16 protein-coding genes and 1 tRNA gene are annotated in these 17,004 nt (G+C 68.9%); 7 read left to right on the forward strand and 10 right to left on the reverse strand.

Annotation, left to right across the window (positions count from 1 at the left end):
* Nucleotides 1–31 precede the first annotated feature (31 nt).
* Nucleotides 32–976: a DUF808 domain-containing protein gene (locus Q8K49_RS07190; protein WP_305305058.1), complete on the reverse strand. Its 945-nt coding sequence runs from the start codon at nucleotides 974–976 to the stop codon at nucleotides 32–34.
* 149 nt (nucleotides 977–1,125) lie between these two features.
* Between Q8K49_RS07190 and Q8K49_RS07195 the strand changes: the two genes are divergently transcribed.
* Both Q8K49_RS07195 and Q8K49_RS07200 read left to right on the forward strand, forming a co-directional pair.
* Entirely contained in the window at nucleotides 1,126–1,950 is an 825-nt protein-coding gene (locus Q8K49_RS07195; RefSeq protein ID WP_305305059.1) for a TerC family protein, read from the forward strand.
* Nucleotides 1,951–1,952: 2 nt separating this feature from the next.
* The gene (locus Q8K49_RS07200; protein ID WP_305305060.1) at nucleotides 1,953–2,756 is read left to right on the forward strand and encodes a glutaminyl-peptide cyclotransferase; all 804 of its coding nucleotides are present in this window, start codon (nucleotides 1,953–1,955) and stop codon (nucleotides 2,754–2,756) included.
* Nucleotides 2,757–2,877: 121 nt separating this feature from the next.
* Here the strand turns inward: Q8K49_RS07200 and Q8K49_RS07205 are convergent, their stop codons facing one another.
* Nucleotides 2,878–5,040 (reverse strand): primosomal protein N', encoded by a 2,163-nt coding sequence (locus Q8K49_RS07205; protein ID WP_305305061.1) that lies wholly within the window; start codon nucleotides 5,038–5,040, stop codon nucleotides 2,878–2,880.
* 30 nt (nucleotides 5,041–5,070) lie between these two features.
* On the opposite strand from Q8K49_RS07205, the gene fsa reads away from it, so the two are divergent.
* The 3 genes from fsa to Q8K49_RS07220 all read left to right on the forward strand — a co-directional run bounded on the left by fsa (nucleotide 5,071) and on the right by Q8K49_RS07220 (nucleotide 7,367).
* Nucleotides 5,071–5,724: a fructose-6-phosphate aldolase gene (gene fsa / locus Q8K49_RS07210; RefSeq protein WP_055831708.1), complete on the forward strand. Its 654-nt coding sequence runs from the start codon at nucleotides 5,071–5,073 to the stop codon at nucleotides 5,722–5,724.
* A gap of 81 nt (nucleotides 5,725–5,805) precedes the next feature.
* Nucleotides 5,806–6,453 (forward strand): DUF484 family protein, encoded by a 648-nt coding sequence (locus Q8K49_RS07215; protein WP_305305169.1) that lies wholly within the window; start codon nucleotides 5,806–5,808, stop codon nucleotides 6,451–6,453.
* Nucleotides 6,435–7,367: a tyrosine recombinase XerC gene (locus Q8K49_RS07220; protein ID WP_305305062.1), complete on the forward strand. Its 933-nt coding sequence runs from the start codon at nucleotides 6,435–6,437 to the stop codon at nucleotides 7,365–7,367. Before Q8K49_RS07215 ends, Q8K49_RS07220 begins: the two co-directional genes overlap by 19 nt.
* A 12-nt stretch (nucleotides 7,368–7,379) precedes the next feature.
* Here the strand turns inward: Q8K49_RS07220 and lpdA are convergent, their stop codons facing one another.
* The 5 genes from lpdA to Q8K49_RS07245 all read right to left on the reverse strand — a co-directional run bounded on the left by lpdA (nucleotide 7,380) and on the right by Q8K49_RS07245 (nucleotide 12,495).
* Nucleotides 7,380–8,795 (reverse strand): dihydrolipoyl dehydrogenase, encoded by a 1,416-nt coding sequence (gene lpdA / locus Q8K49_RS07225; protein WP_305305063.1) that lies wholly within the window; start codon nucleotides 8,793–8,795, stop codon nucleotides 7,380–7,382.
* Nucleotides 8,796–8,912: 117 nt separating this feature from the next.
* Nucleotides 8,913–9,401, reverse strand: a complete 489-nt coding sequence (locus Q8K49_RS07230) for a hypothetical protein (RefSeq protein ID WP_305305064.1) — start codon at nucleotides 9,399–9,401, stop codon at nucleotides 8,913–8,915.
* A gap of 65 nt (nucleotides 9,402–9,466) precedes the next feature.
* Nucleotides 9,467–11,248 (reverse strand): ATP-binding protein, encoded by a 1,782-nt coding sequence (locus Q8K49_RS07235; RefSeq protein ID WP_305305065.1) that lies wholly within the window; start codon nucleotides 11,246–11,248, stop codon nucleotides 9,467–9,469.
* A gap of 266 nt (nucleotides 11,249–11,514) precedes the next feature.
* A tRNA-Gly gene (locus Q8K49_RS07240) sits at nucleotides 11,515–11,589 on the reverse strand.
* A gap of 123 nt (nucleotides 11,590–11,712) precedes the next feature.
* Nucleotides 11,713–12,495 carry an SDR family oxidoreductase gene (locus Q8K49_RS07245; protein ID WP_305305066.1) on the reverse strand — a complete coding sequence of 261 codons (783 nt, stop codon included), beginning with the start codon at nucleotides 12,493–12,495 and terminating at the stop codon, nucleotides 11,713–11,715.
* A gap of 56 nt (nucleotides 12,496–12,551) precedes the next feature.
* On the opposite strand from Q8K49_RS07245, the gene Q8K49_RS07250 reads away from it, so the two are divergent.
* Complete coding sequence (locus Q8K49_RS07250) at nucleotides 12,552–12,950, forward strand: YkvA family protein (RefSeq protein ID WP_305305067.1); 399 nt, start codon at nucleotides 12,552–12,554, stop codon at nucleotides 12,948–12,950.
* A 20-nt stretch (nucleotides 12,951–12,970) separates the two neighbouring features.
* Here the strand turns inward: Q8K49_RS07250 and mddA are convergent, their stop codons facing one another.
* Nucleotides 12,971–13,708: a methanethiol S-methyltransferase gene (mddA, locus tag Q8K49_RS07255; protein WP_305305068.1), complete on the reverse strand. Its 738-nt coding sequence runs from the start codon at nucleotides 13,706–13,708 to the stop codon at nucleotides 12,971–12,973.
* A gap of 99 nt (nucleotides 13,709–13,807) precedes the next feature.
* Nucleotides 13,808–14,809, reverse strand: coding sequence for an NADPH:quinone oxidoreductase family protein (locus Q8K49_RS07260; protein ID WP_305305069.1), 1,002 nt, complete (start codon nucleotides 14,807–14,809; stop codon nucleotides 13,808–13,810).
* A gap of 160 nt (nucleotides 14,810–14,969) precedes the next feature.
* Between Q8K49_RS07260 and Q8K49_RS07265 the strand changes: the two genes are divergently transcribed.
* Nucleotides 14,970–15,839, forward strand: coding sequence for an isoaspartyl peptidase/L-asparaginase family protein (locus tag Q8K49_RS07265; protein ID WP_305305070.1), 870 nt, complete (start codon nucleotides 14,970–14,972; stop codon nucleotides 15,837–15,839).
* 114 nt (nucleotides 15,840–15,953) lie between these two features.
* Here the strand turns inward: Q8K49_RS07265 and Q8K49_RS07270 are convergent, their stop codons facing one another.
* A complete protein-coding gene (locus Q8K49_RS07270; RefSeq protein WP_305305071.1) occupies nucleotides 15,954–16,766 on the reverse strand; it encodes a class I SAM-dependent methyltransferase in 813 nt (270 codons plus the stop codon).
* Between the last annotated feature and the right edge of the window lie 238 nt (nucleotides 16,767–17,004).

The raw sequence follows: 17,004 nt of genomic DNA on the forward strand, positions 1-17,004 counted from the left end.
CCGCGATGGGCCGTCGGATTGCCGCACCCGGTCAGTGGGCGGGGCGCTTCTTGTGCGGGACAAGGTGCAAGATCGCCACGGTGGCGCCGCCAGTCACCAGGCCGACGACGGCCGAGGCGGCAGCCGTCGCCAACCATCCCGTCACGGGACCGATGAGCGGGACACGTCCGGCGGCGTGTCCCAGACTCTCGACAATGCCGGGCACGAGATCGAAGTGGTACTCGTGCAGGCCGTGGACCAGAATCCCTCCGCCGACCCACAGCATGGCCAGGGTGCCGATGGTCGCAAGCCCGGCCAGCACGATCGGCATGGCGTGGACCAGGCCTCGACCCAGCGCGCGCGCCGGCGCCGAGGGCCGCTCGGCCAGATGCAGGCCGATATCATCCATCTTCACGATCAGCGCCACGGCGCCATAGACCGCCACGGTGATCAATAGTCCGACGAGGGCCAGGGCCGCCGCCTGGGTCGCCAGCGGGCGATTGGCCAGGTCGGCCAGGGCGATGGCGGTGATTTCGGCCGACAGGATCAGATCGGTGCGGATCGCCGAACCGACCATCTTCTTTTCCTGTTCCTCGGACGACAGGGCCAGCTCGTCTGTCGGGGTCTCGCCATCGCCGTGACCCGCCAGCGTCTCCCACAGCTTCTCGGACGCCTCGAAGCAGAGATAGGCGCCGCCGATCATCAGAAGCGGCGTCAGCGCCCAGGGCGCGAAGGCGCTGATGGCCAGCGCTCCGGGCAGGAGGATCAGGAATTTGTTCTTCAGCGAGCCGATGGCGATTTTGCGGATGATCGGCAGCTCGCGCTGGGGCGAAAACCCCATCGCGTAACCCGGGGTCACAGCTGCGTCATCGACGACCACGCCGGCGGCCTTTACGCTGGCCCGGCCGGCAGCGGCGGACACGTCGTCAACCGAGGCCGCCGCCATTTTGGCGATCGTGGCGACGTCGTCGAGAAGGGCGGCAAGACCTGAGGGCACGCTTCACCTGACAAAACGATGCAGTTCGTCCTTGGCTAGGCGAGGCTGCGAGCCGGGTCCAGAGGCGCCGATAGTGCGCGGCGCCCTGACGCGCCCTGCTGCGGCTGAAAATTCTGGCGCGGCCCGCGCGGCTGGCATATCCCAATCCCATGACCGAAATCGCCGCACTGCTATCCGATCCCGCCGCCTGGGCGGCCCTGATCACCCTGGTGGTCATGGAGGTGGTGCTGGGCATCGACAACCTGATCTTTATCTCGATCCTGTCGAACAAACTGCCGCCGGAACATCGCCAGCGCACCCGCCGCATCGGCATCGGCCTCGCCCTGATCATGCGACTGGCCCTGCTGGCCACCATCGGCTGGATCGTCGGTCTGACCAAGCCGGTGTTCGACCTCGGCATGTCCGGCGCGGGCTGGGACACCGCCTTCAGCTGGCGCGACCTGATCCTGATCGCGGGCGGCCTGTTCCTGGTCTGGAAGGCCACGACCGAGGTCCACCACGCGGTCGACGCCAGTATCGGCGACGACCTGCTGGAGAAGAACAAGACCACGGCGGTGATCAACAACGTCGGCGCCGCCATCGGCCAGATCATCCTGCTGGATCTCGTCTTCTCGATCGATTCCATCCTGACGGCGGTCGGCATGACCGACCATGTGCCGATCATGATGGTCGCCGTGGTCATCGCCGTCATCGCCATGCTGGTGGCCTCGGACCCGCTGGCGGACTTCATCGACAAGAACCCGACCATCGTCATGCTGGCCCTCGGCTTCCTGCTGATGATCGGCATGGTGTTGATCGCCGACGGTTTCGGCGTCCATGTGCCCAAGGGCTATATCTACGCCGCCATGGCCTTTTCGGCCTTGGTCGAGGGGCTGAACATGATGGGACGCGGCGCCTCGGCCAAGAAGGCGGCGGCCCTCGCAGCCCGACAGGCGGCGCTGAACAAGGCCGAGACGGCCGAACCGGGAATCTGACCATGCGGGCCGCCATCCTTCTTCTCGCTGCGCTTCTCATGCCCTTGCCGGCGGCGGCGCAGACGGCGGCCCCGCCTGTTCCCGCATCCTCCCCGGCCCAGACCCCGGTCCCGGTCTATGGCTTCGAGGTCGTGCGCGCCTATCCGCATGACCCGACGGCCTTCACCCAGGGGCTGGTGTTCCGCGACGGCGAGCTGCTGGAAAGCACCGGCCGGTATCCCTCCACAGTCCGCCGCGTCCGGCTGGAGGACGGCGTCATCCTGCAGCGGCGCGGGCTGGATGAGGACTATTTCGGTGAGGGACTGACCGCCGTCGGCGACCGCGTGCTGACCCTGACGTGGAAGGGCGGCAAGGGCTTCATCTGGAACCCCGAGACGCTCGAGCCCGAGGGCGAGTTCGCCTATGCCGGCGAGGGTTGGGGCCTGACGCACGACGGCACGCGCCTGATCCTGTCGGACGGCACGGCGGCGCTGCGCTTCCTCGATCTCGCCACCCTGGCCGAGACGGGCAGCGTCCCCGTCTCCATGCAGGGCCGTCCGGTCAGCCGGATCAACGAGCTGGAATGGATCGAGGGCGAGGTCTTCGCCAACCTGTGGCAGACCGATTATATTGTCCGCATCAACCCGGTGACCGGGGAGGTCACCGGCGTCATCGACCTGACCGACCTGATGCCGGACCGCAGCGGACTGGACCCGACAGACGCCGTCCTGAACGGCATCGCCTGGGATCCCGTGGGCCGCCGCCTGTTCGTAACCGGCAAAAACTGGCCGACCGTGTTCGAGATCAGACTCACGGGGCCGCGCTAGCATCGCTTCGCGCGACCCCAGCGCTTTCTCTCGTTGGGCCGCGGTCAAAAGGCTCCGCCTTTTCGACCCGACGCGGCCTCGCGCTCAAGCAGCGAGCGACCGCGTCGCGAGCGTTAGCGCCCTACAAGAAGCTGTACGGGTCCACGTCGACGCTAAGCCGCACCGACCCCGGAATCTTCACCCGCGCCAGCCAGACCCGCAGGAAGCCTTGGAGGTCGACGTCGCGGTCGGCGCGGACCAGCAGCCGTTTGCGGCGGCGGCCGCGCACAAGGGCCAGCGGCGCGTCGGCGGGGCCGTAGACTTCCAGCCGCTCGGCGTTGGGAATCGAACCGGCCAATTCGCGCGCCAATTTCTCCACCGCGGCCGCATTTTCGCTCGACAGGATGATCGCCGCCAACCGGCCGTAGGGCGGCAGGCAGGCCGCCTCGCGCTCGGCCATCTCAGCCGCGACGAAGGCGTCCCGGTCTCCGGCCGCCAGCGCCTTCAGCACCGGATGCTCGGGGGTCCAGGTCTGCAGGATGGCCCGGCCCGGGCGGTCCGCCCGGCCCGCTCGACCCGTGGCTTGGGTCAGCAACTGGAACGTGCGTTCCGCCGCCCGCAGGTCGCCGCCGCGCAGGCCCAGGTCCGCGTCGACCACGCCGACGAGGGTCAGCAGGGGAAAGTTGTGGCCCTTGGCCGCCGCCTGGGTGGCGACGAGGATGTCGATGTCGCCGTCCGTCATGCGCTGGATCAGGGCGCGGGCCGACCTGGCGTCTGGCGTGGTGTCGGAGCTGAACACCGCCGTGCGCGCCTCGGGGAACAGCTGGCGCACCTCCTCCTCGACCCGTTCGACGCCGGGGCCGACGGCGACGAGGCTGTCGGCCGCGCCGCAGGACGGACAGTGTTTCGGCCGCGCCATGGTGAAGCCGGTCAGGTGGCAGACCAGCCGCCCGGTGTAGCGATGCTCGACCAGCCAGCTGTCGGTGTCGGGCGCCGTCAGCCGGTGGCCGCAGGCCCGGCACAGGACCACGGGCGCATAGCCGCGCCGGTTCAGGAACAGCAGGGTCTGCTCGCCGCGCGCAAACGTCTCGCCGATGGCTTCCCGCAAGGGCTGGGACAGCCAGGTCTGGGGGTCGGGCGGGCAGGTGCGCAGATCCAGAAGCGTCACGTCCGGCAGCATCGCCGCCCCGTGCCGCGCCGCCAGCTTGAGCCAGCCGTAGCGGCCCTGATAGGCGTTCCACAGCGTCTCCAGCGAGGGTGTGGCCGAGGCCAGCACCACCGTGGCCCCCTCGATCCGCGCCCGCGCCACAGCGAGGTCGCGACCATGATAGATCAGCCCCTCCCCCTGTTTGAACGAGCCGTCGTGCTCCTCGTCGACCACGACCAGCCGCAGATTGAGGAAAGGCAGGAACAGGGCCGAGCGCGCGCCGACCACGATGTTGCAGCGGCCGGCGACCACCGCCTCCCAGACCTGGCGGCGACGAGGCGGGGCGACGCCGGAGTGCCACTCGGCCGGGGCCGCGCCGAAACGGGCGGTGATGCGGGCGATCAGGTCCTGGGTCAGGGCGATCTCGGGCAGCAGGATCAGGATCTGCGCCGCGGGGTCGGCCCTCAGCGTCCGCGCCGCCGCCTCCAGATAGGCCTCGGTCTTGCCCGAGCCCGTGACGCCGTCGAGCAGGAAGGGGGCGAAACCGCCCTTCCCGGTCGCCACCGTGATCGCCGTGGCCGCCGCTGCCTGATCGGGATTCAGCGCGCCCGGAGCATGGTCCGGGTCGGGCGGGTCGAAGGCGGCCTCCGCCTCGATCTCGATGATCTCCAGCACACCCTCGTCGAGCAGACCCTTGACCACGCCCGATGAGACGCCCGCCGCCCGCGCGAGATCGGGGCCGGGCATTGACCGCCCTCCCAGCCTGTCCAGTACCGCCGTCCGCGCCGCCGTGGGCCGGGCGGGAAGCCGCTCGCCGACCCGACGCACCCGCCGCTCGGGCCGCGGCCGGGGCGCGCGCAGCCCTTTCAGCGCCGCGGCCGCCATCTCCCCGGGCGGACTCAGCGTCCAGCGCGCGGCCCATTCGACGAAGTCCACGGTGCGTTCGGGCAGCCGCGGTTCGTCAAGCAGATGGTCGATGGCCTTCAGCCGCCGGTTCGAACCGGTCGTCTCGCGCGCCTCGGACACGACGCCCCGGATCAGGCGCGGGCCCAGCGGCACGGCGACCTGATCGCCGCGCGCCGCCTCCATGCCTTCGGGGACCTCATAGTCAAAGGCCTCGGGCACCGGCAGGGGGATGAGGACGCTGGCGACTTTCACCGCCCTTCGCGCTCCGCTAGAGAGACACACATGAAACTCTTCCTCGACACAGCCGACGTCGCCGTCATCAAGGACATGGTCCCCACCGGCATGGTGGACGGCGTCACCACCAATCCCTCGCTGATCGCCAAATCCGGTCGCAACATCGCCGAGGTCATCGCCGAGATTTGCGCCCTCGTCGAGGGGCCGATCTCCGCCGAGGCCGTGGCGACCGATTTCGAGACCATGGTGAAGGAGGGCGACAAGCTGGCCGCCATCGCGCCGAACGTGGTGGTCAAACTGCCCCTGACCTGGGACGGGCTGCGCGCCGCGCGGGCCTTCGCCGACAAGGGCATAAAAACCAACGTCACCCTGTGCTTCTCGGCCGCCCAGGCGATGTTGGCCGCCAAGGCCGGCGCCACCTTCATCTCGCCCTTCGTCGGCCGGCTGGAAGATCACGGCGCTGACGGCATCGGCCTGCTGGAAGAGATCCGGGTGCTCTACGACGTGCACGGCTTCGACACGCAGATTCTGGCCGCGTCCTTGCGCAATCCGGCCCATGTCAGCGCCGCCGCGGTCGCCGGCGCCGACGCCGCGACCATCCCCGCCGACGTTTTCAAAGCCCTGGTCAAGCACCCGTTAACCGACAAGGGGCTTGATGCCTTCCTGGCGGACTGGGGAAAGACGGGCCAGTCCATACTGTAGAGTCACCTCGAGGAGAGGGCATTGAGCGGCAAGCCTGACCCCTCCCTGAAGCCTCCGGCAGCCGAGCCCCATTGGCCGGAGATGCGCGCCTGGCTGCAGGCCAATCCCCGGACCCTGCTCGACGACCGGTCGCTACTGGAAGAGATCGGGCTCAAGCCCCACGGTCGCAATGTCGTGGAGTTCGGCCGCGCCGCCCTGACGCGGCTGGAAGAAGTGGCCGAGCGCGAGGCCGACGCCCGCAAGCGGATCGAGTCCATCGCCCGCGCCAACTTCGCCGCCCAGACCCAGACCCATGTCGCCGCCCTCGACCTGATGGAGGCGCGCAACCCCTCCGACCTCGCCCGCCGCCTCGACGCCGTGGCGCAAGGGCGGTTCGGCCTGGCCGGGGCCGCCATCGCCCTCGAGAAGCCCGGCGGCGTGCCCTTCGGCTGGCGCGGACTTGAGCCTGGCGGGGTCGATTCCCTGCTGGGAGAGCACGGCCTGACCTGGCTGGGTCCGAATTTCGACGGCCTGAACCTGTTCGGCGCGTCGGAGGCCGAGGTGAAGTCGGTGGCCCTGATCCGCATGGCGCCGCAGTTCCCCGGCGCGGACATGCCCGCCCGCCACGCCGTCTGCGCCTTTGGTTCCCCCGAAGAGGACGGTTTCACCCCCACCATGGGCTGCGAACTGGTGGCCTTCATCGCCCGGGTGGTGGAACGGACAGCCGAGCGATGGCCGATCCTCAACTGACCTCCGCCGATCAGGCGCTTGCGGCCTGGCTCGAGCATCTGGCCCATGAACGGCGGCTGGCTCCGAACACGCTGGAGGCCTATGGCCGCATCGGCCGGCTGTACCTCGCCTTTCTCGAGCGGCACCGGGGCGGGCCGCAGCGTTTGGCCGACCTTGGAACCGTGACCGCCGCCGAGGTTCGCGCCCATCTCGCTGAGCGTCGCTCAGGGGACCATCCGCTGGCCGCCCGGTCGATCAGCCAGACCCTGTCGGCCATTCGCGCCTTCCATGGCTTCCTCGACCGCCGCTGCGCCACCCCCGCGCCGCAACTGGCGCTGGTGCGCGGGCCCCGCATCAAGCCGTCCCTGCCCCGCCCTGTCAGCGAGGATCAGGCGCGCGGCCTGTTGCAGGAGACCGACGCCGACCCCGACGCGGAACCCTGGGAGGCCGCCCGCGACCGGGCCGTCCTGACCCTTCTGTACGGGTGCGGTCTGCGGATCTCGGAGGGGTTGTCGCTGATCCGATCCGACGCACCGCTGGCCGAGGCGCTGCGCGTCGTCGGCAAGGGCGGGAAGACCCGGCTGGCTCCGGTCCTGCCCGCGGTGCGCGCGGCGGTGGATGCCTACCTGGCCCTGCAGCCCTTCCCGCTCGGACCCTCCGACGCCCTGTTCCGCGCCAGCCGTGGCGGCCCTTTGGGTCCGCGCCACGTTCAGGCGACCGTGCAAAAGCTGCGCGGCCGGCTGGGCCTGCCCGCCACGGCCACGCCCCACGCCCTGCGCCACAGCTTCGCCACCCATCTGCTGGGCGCCGGCGCCGACCTGCGCTCGATCCAGGAGTTGCTGGGCCACGCCAGCCTGTCGACGACGCAGAAATATACCGCCGTGGACGCCGCGCGCCTGCTCGAGGCCTATGCCACGGCCCATCCGCGCAGTTGAGCCTTCAGGCGATCACGCCTGCATCGTCCAGCCTTCGACACCCATGGCCGCCTGTTTGACGGCTTCGGAGCGGGTCGGGTGGGGGTGGCAGATGCGGGCGACGTCTTCCGACGCGCCGCCGAAAGCCATGGCCACACAGGCCTCGCCGATCATCTCGCCCGCCTGCGGTCCCAGAATGTGGACACCCAAGATGCGGTCGGTCGCGGCGTCGGCCAGCACCTTCACGAAGCCGTCGGTCTCGTGGTTGATCTTGGCCCGGCTGTTGGCGCTGAACGGAAATTTCCCGACCTTGTAAGCCACGCCCGCCTCTTTCAGCTGGTCCTCGGTCTTGCCGACCCAGGCGACCTCCGGGGCCGTATAGACCACGCTCGGCACCAGATTGTAGTCGACATGACCGGCCTTGCCCGCGATCAGTTCGATCACGGCGACCGCATCCTCCTCGGCCTTGTGCGCCAGCATCGGGCCGTGGGTGACATCGCCGATGACCCACACGCCTTCCGCGACCTTGAAATGGTCGTGGCCGACGAAGCCGCGCTTGTCGGGCGTGACGCCCACCGTCTCGAGACCCAGGCCTTCGGTGTAGGGACGGCGGCCGATGGCGACCAGAACCACATCGCCTTGCAGCGTCTCGGCGGTCCCGCCCGCGGCCGGCTCGACGGTCAGTTCGACGCCGTCCTTCGACGATTTCGCCGCCGTAACCTTCGACCCCAGTTTGAAGGCCAGGCCCTGTTTGGTCAGGCTGCGCTGGAAGGCCTTGGCGAGGTCGGCGTCCATGCCGGGGGTGATGCGGTCCAGATACTCCACCACCGTCACCTGCGCGCCCAGCCGACGCCAGACCGAGCCCAGCTCCAGACCGATGATGCCGGCGCCGACGACAATCAGATGTTTCGGCACGGCCGGCAGGGACAAGGCGCCGGTCGAATCCACCACCTTGTCGTCCTCGAAGGCCACGCCGGGCAGGGGCGAGGGCTCCGAGCCGGTGGCGACGACGATATTCTTCGCGGCCAGAGCGGTGACCGTTCCGTCAGCGGCGGTGACCTCGACCCGCCCCGGACCAGCAATGCGGCCGCGACCGCGAACCCAGTCGACCTTGTTTTTCTTGAACAGGAATTCGATGCCCTTGGTGAGGGCGATCACGCTCTCGGCCTTCTGGGTCATCATCTGCGCCAGATTGAGCTTGGGCGTCACCTCGATGCCGAGGCCGGCGAACGCCTTGCCGGCCATCTCATAGAGTTCGGACGCGTGCAGCAGGGCCTTGGAGGGCATGCAGCCGACGTTCAGGCAGGTTCCGCCCAGGGTGTCTCGCATCTCCACACAGGCGGCGCTCAGGCCCAACTGGCCCGCCCGGATCGCCGCATTGTACCCGCCCGGACCGCCGCCGATGATGACGACGTCATACGAGGCGCTGGGAACGGCGGCTTCAGCCATGGAATCTCTCGGGTCTGTCGTGGGCGCGGGAAGGCGCGCGGAACCTAACGGCCCGTCCGCGAGGGTCAACCGTTGCGGCGCATATAGGAGGCTTCGCCGTCAATCCGCAGGCCTGGTTCAGAAATTCAGCTGGCCCGCTTCGCGCTTGCGCCGGATGCGGCGGCCGGCGACAACCACCAGCACGCCGAGCAGGAACAGGGCGCCCAGCACCAGCCAGACCGGTTCGACCGGCAGGCTGTTCATGGCCTCGGGCGCCGCCATGGTGGTCGGGCCGCCGGATCGCGCCGCGGCGTCGCCGCCGCCCTGACCGAGCGCCAGCCGCAGCACGGCGTCGGCGATGAAGCCGAGGAAATAGGCCACAGCGGCCTTCGGATTTCCGGACCCCAGCAGCAGGGCGGCGACCAGATACAGTCCCACCGCCCCGACCCACAGAATCCACATCGGCAGGAAACCGAACAGTTCGCCGCCGGCCTCGGCCTCGGCGCCCATGCGCGACGCGGCCGCATCGGGTCCCGCGCCTTCGAGCATGGGAGAGATGAAGGGCCAGGCCAGCCAACCGGCGTAGCCAATGACCGCCAGCACCACGATGAATCGCAACAGCTTCATATTGAGCCTCCCGCCCCCGCGTTTACTACCATAACCCGGTCCCACGAACGGCGAAAGGCGGCGGCTCAGGCCGCGTTGGGAAGGGTGACCGATACTTCCGCGCCCCCGCCCGGTGCGCTGTCGATCGACAACACGCCGCCCGACTGGCGGGCGAAGGCGTAGGCCTGCGACAGGCCGAGGCCCGCCGCACCGTCGCGGGTGGTGAAGAAGGGTTCGACCGCGCGAGCGGCGAGATCGCGGTCCATGCCCGGGCCGCTGTCCCGCACGCTCAGACGCACCCCGCCCTCCAGCATGGTTTCCAGCCGCACCGCAACCGACCCCCGGCCGGCGACGGCCTCCACGGCGTTCTGGGTCAGGCCGCGAACCGCGCCTTCGAAGGCGACGGGGTCGAGGCGCACGGGTGCGGCTTCAGACGGCCCTTCGATCATCAGGTCGATGCCCGGCCCGCCCATGGCGCGCAGGCGGGTCTCCATGCCGCGCAGCAGCACACCGGCGTCGAGGACGCGCAGTACCGGTTCGTCGTCACCCTGCGAGAAGGCGGTCAGCCGTCGGGTGAGAATTTCGCCCCGCTGGCCGGCGGCCAGGGCAGCCTGGCCGATGCGGCGCACCCGGGCCGGGTCGTCGGCCTGGCGCAGCATCATGTCCAGGGCGCCGGTCATGACCCCCAGCAGGGCGTTGAAGTCATGGGCCAGCCCGCCCGTCAGGCGGCCGACGCTCTCCATACGGCGGCCCCCGACCAGCTCGGCCTCGGCGTCTTCGCCGGCCTTGCGCGCGGCGGCCCAGGCGGACTGGGCCTCCTCGCGGGCGGCGGCGGCGGCGGCGAGCGCTTCCCCGGCCTGACGGCGAGCGTCCTCGGCAGCTTCGCGCAGGGCGAGGGTCTCGTCCGACGCAGTCTCGGGCTCGACCTCCACGACGACCGGTTCAGACGCCGGGGTCGGCTCCGCGCGCTCTCCGGCCAGCAGCAGGGCGTCAGCGATGCCGTCGGCGTCGGTCAGCGGCAGCATGGACCAGCGGATGCCATCGTCGGCTCCGCGGTGCGAGACGAAGGCCTCGGCCTCGCCGGCGGGGGCGGACAGGGCGGCGCGCAGGGCCTGGCGGCCTTCGACCCGCTCATCCTCAGCCAGGAACAGTTCGGAGAAGTCACCGTCAGCCTCGGGGCGGCCCAGCACCAGCAGGGCGGTGCGGTTGGCTTCGCGCACCCGGCCGTCGGCGCCGACCACGATCAGCGCGCTGGAAGCGGCGTCGAAGACCCGGCGGGTCAGGTCGTCCGACGAAACTGCAACGGGCTCCGGCATGATCACTTCGGGGGTCTGTAGCCCTTCGGTCTCGACGATGGCGGCGGTCGAGCCGGTGATCTGGCCCAGTTCGTTCTCGATCGGCATGGCCGTGACCGAGACCAGCATCTTGCGGCGCGAGGCGGGGTTGGCCAGCAGATGCTGAAACCCGCGGACCGTCTGGCCGCGCAGGGCGCGGGCGCTGGGCAGCAGGTCCGGCGGCACGGGCCGACCGTCCGGGAAGGTGATGCCCCAGGTGGCCGAATGAAAGCGCAGGCCGATCAGCTCGGCGTCCTTGCGACCCAGCAGCTGGTGGGCGGCGCGGTTGGCGAAGACGAATTTTCCTTGCCGGTCGGTCTCCACGAGGGCGACGGGAATGGCGTTCAGGGTTTCGAAAAGACGCTTCTGGGAATCGTCGGCGACCCGCTGGATCAGATCAAGCTGATCCGAGGCGCTGACGTGGCGCGTACTGTTGCGAAAGGCGAACCACAGGGCGACGAGGCCCACGATCCAGCCCACGACGGCGACCGCTCCCAGCACCCACATCCAGTTGACCTGGCCTTCGAGAAACATGCGACCCGACTGTCCCGTTATGGCGCCACACGCGCCTGTCCGGGAGACACCTTGCAAACGGCGAACCGAACCGGTCCGCTTTCGCCCCGAAGGCGACCTAGCCGGGCTTGACCGCGCCGTCCAGCGTCACCGTACCGGACCGGGACGGTGCTCGATCTGGTTCAGGCGGTCCCGGCTAGATGCCGCCCGGCCGAGAGGAAATGCGCCGCCCGGGCGCAGAAAGCAGGAAAGCCCGATCACGGGGACCGGGCTTCCTGGGCTTCGACTGGAGCGGGCGAAGAGATTCGAACTCTCGACCCCAACCTTGGCAAGGTTGTGCTCTACCACTGAGCTACGCCCGCATCTCAATCGAGAGCGGGGCCTATAGCGGAGGGGCGGCAAACCCTGCAAGTCCCTTTGCGGAAGATTCCGCAGATGCGCTCAAGTAGCGAGGCTCCGCGAGCCGAGCGTAGCGCTCGCCGCGCCTAACGCGGCGCCAACCGTATCGCGCCGTCGAGGCGGATGCATTCGCCGTTGATGTAGACGTTTCTGGCTAGTTCCAGCACCAGGGAGGCGTAGTCCGCGGGCGTGCCCAGGCGGCTGGGGAAGGGGATGGCGGCGGCCAGCGCGTCCTGAATCTTCTGGTCCATGCCGGCCATCATCGGCGTCCACATGATGCCGGGCAGGATGGTATTGCAGCGGATGCCTTCCTGGGCCAGATCGCGGGCGACCGGCAGGGTCATGGCGTAGACGCCGCCCTTGGATGCGGCATAGGCCGCCTGGCCGATCTGGCCGTCCTGCGCCGCGACCGAGGCCGTGTTGACGATCAGGCCGCGTTCGCCGTCGGCCATCGGCTCCAGCGCTGCCATGCCGGCCGCCGACTGGCTCAGGACGCGGAAGCTGCCGAACAGATTGACCCGTACGGTGCGCTCGAAACCGGCCATGTCATGGGCGCGGATCTCGCCGGTGTCCTTCTTGCGGCTGACGGTCTTCTGGCCCGTGGCGATGCCGGCGCAATTGACCGTCAGACGCTCCTGGCCGTGAGCGGCGCGGGCCTTTTCAAAGCCGGCGGCGACCGAGGCGTCGTCGGTCACGTCCACATGGCAGAACACCCCGCCCAGCTGTTCGGCGATGACCTCTCCACGCTCGGCGTTCATGTCGAACAGGGCGACCTTCGCGCCCGTCGCTGCAATGGCTCGCGCCGTGCCTTCGCCCAGGCCCGAGGCTCCGCCCGTCACCACCGCCGCGATCGAACTGTCGAGTTTCATGGCCGCAGCCCCTATGTTGATTTTGAACCGAGATCCGTCGCGGGGATTTAGCCGCCATGACCACCAATGCCAAACCCGTCTCGCCCGAAGACGCGCTGGACCCGTCCCGCGCCCTCGTGCCGTCTGTCCAGCAGGTCAATGAGGTGCGGGTGCAAAAAGGGTTCTGGCCCAAGATCCGGCGCACCGCGGCCCGAATTCCCTTCGCCCGGCAGGTGGTCAGCGTCTGGTATTCGGCCCGCGATCCCGAGACGCCGACGGCGGCCAAAGGGATCATGCTGGGGGCGCTGGCCTATTTCGTCCTGCCGTTCGACGCCATTCCCGACATCTTCGCCGGCATCGGCTTCACCGACGACGCCGCGGTCATCGCGGCCCTGATCGCCACCCTGGGCGCCAACATCAAGCGCCGGCACAAGGATCAGGCGACCGCCGCGCTGGAGCGGCTGCGCGACGACTGATCAGCGACGGGCCGCACGGCTTAGCGGGGCCGCCTCAGCGGCGGAATCGGCAGCAGCATCCCCACCCTGGCGCGGTAGTCGCGATAGCGATCGCCAAAGACCGTGATCAGATCACGCTCTTCCAGCTGGATCGCGATCAGGACATAGGCGGTCGTGGCCAGGGCGAAGAACAGCCGGCCCTGGCTCATCGTCGGGGCCGCGAAGAAGCTGATGACGAAGCCCAGATAGAGCGGGTGGCGCACGACCCGGTAGAACAGTGGGGTGCGAAAGTCCGAGGGCGGAATCTCGCGCCGCCGCCTGTAAGCCCAGACTTGGCGCAGGCCGAACAGATCAAAATGGTTGATCAGGAAGGTCGACAGCAGGACCGTGGCCCAGCCGAACCAGAACAGGGCCCAGATGGCCGTCGCCGCCGGACCAGCCGGGACGCTCCAGACCACGTCCGGCATGGGCCGCCACTGCGACATCAGCAGCAGCAGCGCCAGGCTGGCCGCCAGCACATAGGTGGAACGCTCGACCGGCGGCGGCACGAATCGGGTCCACCAGCTCTTGAAGGCCGGCCGCGCCATCAGGCTATGCTGGACCGCGAACACCACCAGCAGAAGGGTGTCGACGACGAGAGCCGTGATCAAAGGACCCGCCGGCCCCGAATCGATCGTCTTGGCCACGCCAAAACCACCGACAAAGGCCGTCGACCACAGGAAGGTGACGAAGAAGATTGCATAGGCGAAAAGCCCGTAGATGACCGCCAGCCAGCGCATGTCGTGCCCCCGAGGCCGATGCCGCGGTCCATCGTCCGCGCAAGCTTGGCAATAACACCGTTATATCACGAAGCCAACACGGCTCCTGCCACGCCGACGTCAGGCCTCGATCGTCACCACCACCTTGCCCATCACCGACCGGTCGCCCAGAGCCTTGATGGCCTCATGGGCCCGTTCCAGCGGGAAGGTCTGGCTGACGCGCGGGCGGATCTTGCCGTCCTCCCAGAAGCGCAGCAGATCGGCCATGTTGGCGGCGTGGGCGGCCGGGTCGCGCATCACGGCCGCACCCCAGAACACCCCGATCACCGACACCGACTTCAACAGCGTCAGGTTCAGCGGCAGGGCCGGTATGCCGGCCGGGAAGCCGACCACCAGATAACGCCCGTTCCAGTCCATCGCGCGCAGGGCCGGCTCGCAATAGTCGCCCCCAACGGCGTCATAGACCACGTCCGGCCCGTCGCGGCCCGAGGCCAGCTTCAGCTCGCCCGACAGCTCCTTCTGGGCCGCCTTGTCCATCTTGCCGGTGGGATAGATCAGGCCGTTGTCGGCCCCCGCCTCCAGCGCGAACTGGACCTTGTCGTTGGTCGAGGCGGCGGCGATGACATGCGCGCCCATGGCCTTGCCCAGCTCGACCGCGGCCACGCCCACGCCGCCGGCGGCGCCCAGCACCAGCAGGCTCTCCCCCGCCTTCAGCTGCGCCCGGTCCTTGAGGGCGTAGTAGGACGTGCCATAGGTCATCACCAGCGCAGCGGCCGTGTTGAAATCCATCGCGTCGGGGATTTTCATCACCGAGGCGGCGGGGACGGCCAGCCGCTCGACCATGCCGCCCCAGCCGGGCACGGCGATGACCCGGTCGCCCTTGCGGACGCTGGTCACGCCCTCGCCGATCGCCTCGACCACGCCCGCGACCTCGCCGCCGGGCGAGAAGGGGCGCTGCGGCTTGAACTGGTATCGGTCCTCGATGATCAGGGTGTCGGGGAAGTTGACCCCGATGGCCCGCACGTCGATCACCACCTCGCCCTTCATCGGCCGGGGGTCCATCACCTCCTCGACAACCAGGGTTTCGGGACCGCCGGGGGCCTTGGACAGGACAGCGCGCATTGTTTCAGGTCTCGCTTCGCTCGGAAGGCCTGTCGCGCTTCGCGCGACTTGAGGCCCTCTTGTCAGGGGTGGGGGAAGACGTGGTCGGTAGTGTTCCGTCGCGGGTGAGGCTAATCAGCGTCCCGCCCGTTTAAAAGGGGCGATCCGGAGACGACCCAGTATGACGGCCCTCATTCTGCACGGCGGCGCCGGCGCGCGACGCGACCGCGACTATAGCGCCGAGACCGCTCACATGCGCGAGGTGGTCACAGCCATGCGGGCGCGGCTGGCGGACGGCGCGTCTGCGCTGGACGTTGCGGTCGAGGCGACGGTCCTGCTGGAGGATTCGGGTCTCTATGTCGCCGGGCGCGGGGCCTCGCCGAACCTCGCGGGCGCGTATGAGCTGGACGCCAGCCTGATGGACGGCGACGGTCGACGGCCCGGCGCCGTGGCCGCCCTTCAGGGCTTCCGCAATCCCGTACGCGCCGCCCGCGCGGTGATGGACCACACCCCCCATGTGATGCTGGTCGGCGAGGGCGCCTGTCGGTTCGCGGCTGATCAGGGCCTTGACCGGATCGACGACCCCGCCGCCTGGTTCACCCACGCCGGTCAGGGCGAGGACAACCACCCGCCCGGCACGCTGAGCCACGGGACGGTCGGCTGCTGCGTGCTGGACCGCGACGGGCGGCTTGCGGCGGCGACCTCGACGGCGGGCGTGTTCGGCAAGATGCCGGGACGCGTCGGCGACACCCCCATCCCCGGCGCCGGCAGCTGGGCCGACGGCCGCGTTGCGGTCTCGGGCACCGGTCAGGGCGAGTATTTCATCCGCGTCGCCGCCTGCGCCCAGGTCAGCTGGCGCGTCGCCGGGGGACAGACTCTCGTCGAGGCCGGGCGCGCCGTGATCGACGAGATCGGCGACATGGGCGGCGACGGCGGCCTGATCGCTCTGGACCGCCTCGGCAACATCGCCCATCCCTTCAACAGCCAGGGCATGAAACGCGCCTGGTTGACCCCCGACGGCGAGATCGGGGTCGAGGTGTTCGGGCCCTGACGACAGCTCAGGGCTGTTCGATGACAAGGGCGCTGAGCGTCCTCTTTCAGGCCCCAAGCTTGGCGCCGCTCCCGACCCCTTGGCGGACACTTTCGACCCGCCCGCAGAGGTTATCTACCTCTTTGTAGCCACAACCCGGAGGAAAGTTGCGGGTATTTCGGTGCTATCCTCGCCGGCGCGATTGTACTCTTCGAACAGCTTCGTGAGCTCGGTTTCAAGCTGCTCAGCCTTGCCATCCTTTGAGGCCGCCTCAAACGCGTTCATCGTCGGGCCGTAATATTGCTTAAAGGTTTGGAATAGCTCGCGCGGCGGACCAGCACAGCGGAAGATATAGGTCGCGCGCTCGCAAGAGATATTCTCAGCTGACACGCCAGCCGCCCCGAAGCGCTCACGAACGTTGTCCTCTACACCCCACGTGACCGGGCTGATGAACCCCTCGGGCGGCGGCGGGGTGTAGGCAGCGCTCGTTTTCAGGACCTGCGCGATCAGGGTTGGATCGCCGGGAATCCAGCTCCCCATGACGATTCGCCCCCCCTTGCGCGTGACCCGCACCATCTCTTTCGCCACATCAAACGGTCGCGGCGCAAACATCGCGCCGAAGATACTCACCACAAGGTCAAAGCTCTCGTCGGCGAGATCCCGCAGGTCCGATGCGTCGCCCTCCTGGAACCGAAGGTTGCCCAATCCCGCCGCAGCCGCCCGGGCGTTGCCGGCAGCCACGAGATTCTCAGCGATATCCACTCCCAGGACGTTGGCGCCTCGCTGGGCTGCCGGTACTGCGGTCGTGCCGTCGCCGCAGCCCAGGTCGAGAATGTCCAGGCCCGGCTTCAGGCCAAGTCCTTCCACCAATTCCTCACCGCTTTCCCGCATCGCGGCGGCGATCTTGGTGAAGTCCCCCTTCTCCCACAGCGCCTTGTTCGGATTCACGGCCTCGCCTCCCTTTTCCCGGAGCCGACACTTAATCACACCCGGCTTGAGGTGTCAGTGAGGTGCTCTCGATGAATGCTTTTTGCCATAATTCTCTACGTCCGCACACGGCCTCCACCCCTTGCGGACAGAAAGGCGTAGCCGAATCTTACCGGCCGCTCAAATGACGAGGTCTGATTTTGAGGCCAGTGACGAAACGCCCTCAATGTGCGATAACCGCGTTCTTCGGCTCCGCCAA

The organism is Brevundimonas sp. (assembly GCF_030682035.1).
In the GTDB taxonomy this organism is placed as follows: domain Bacteria; phylum Pseudomonadota; class Alphaproteobacteria; order Caulobacterales; family Caulobacteraceae; genus Brevundimonas.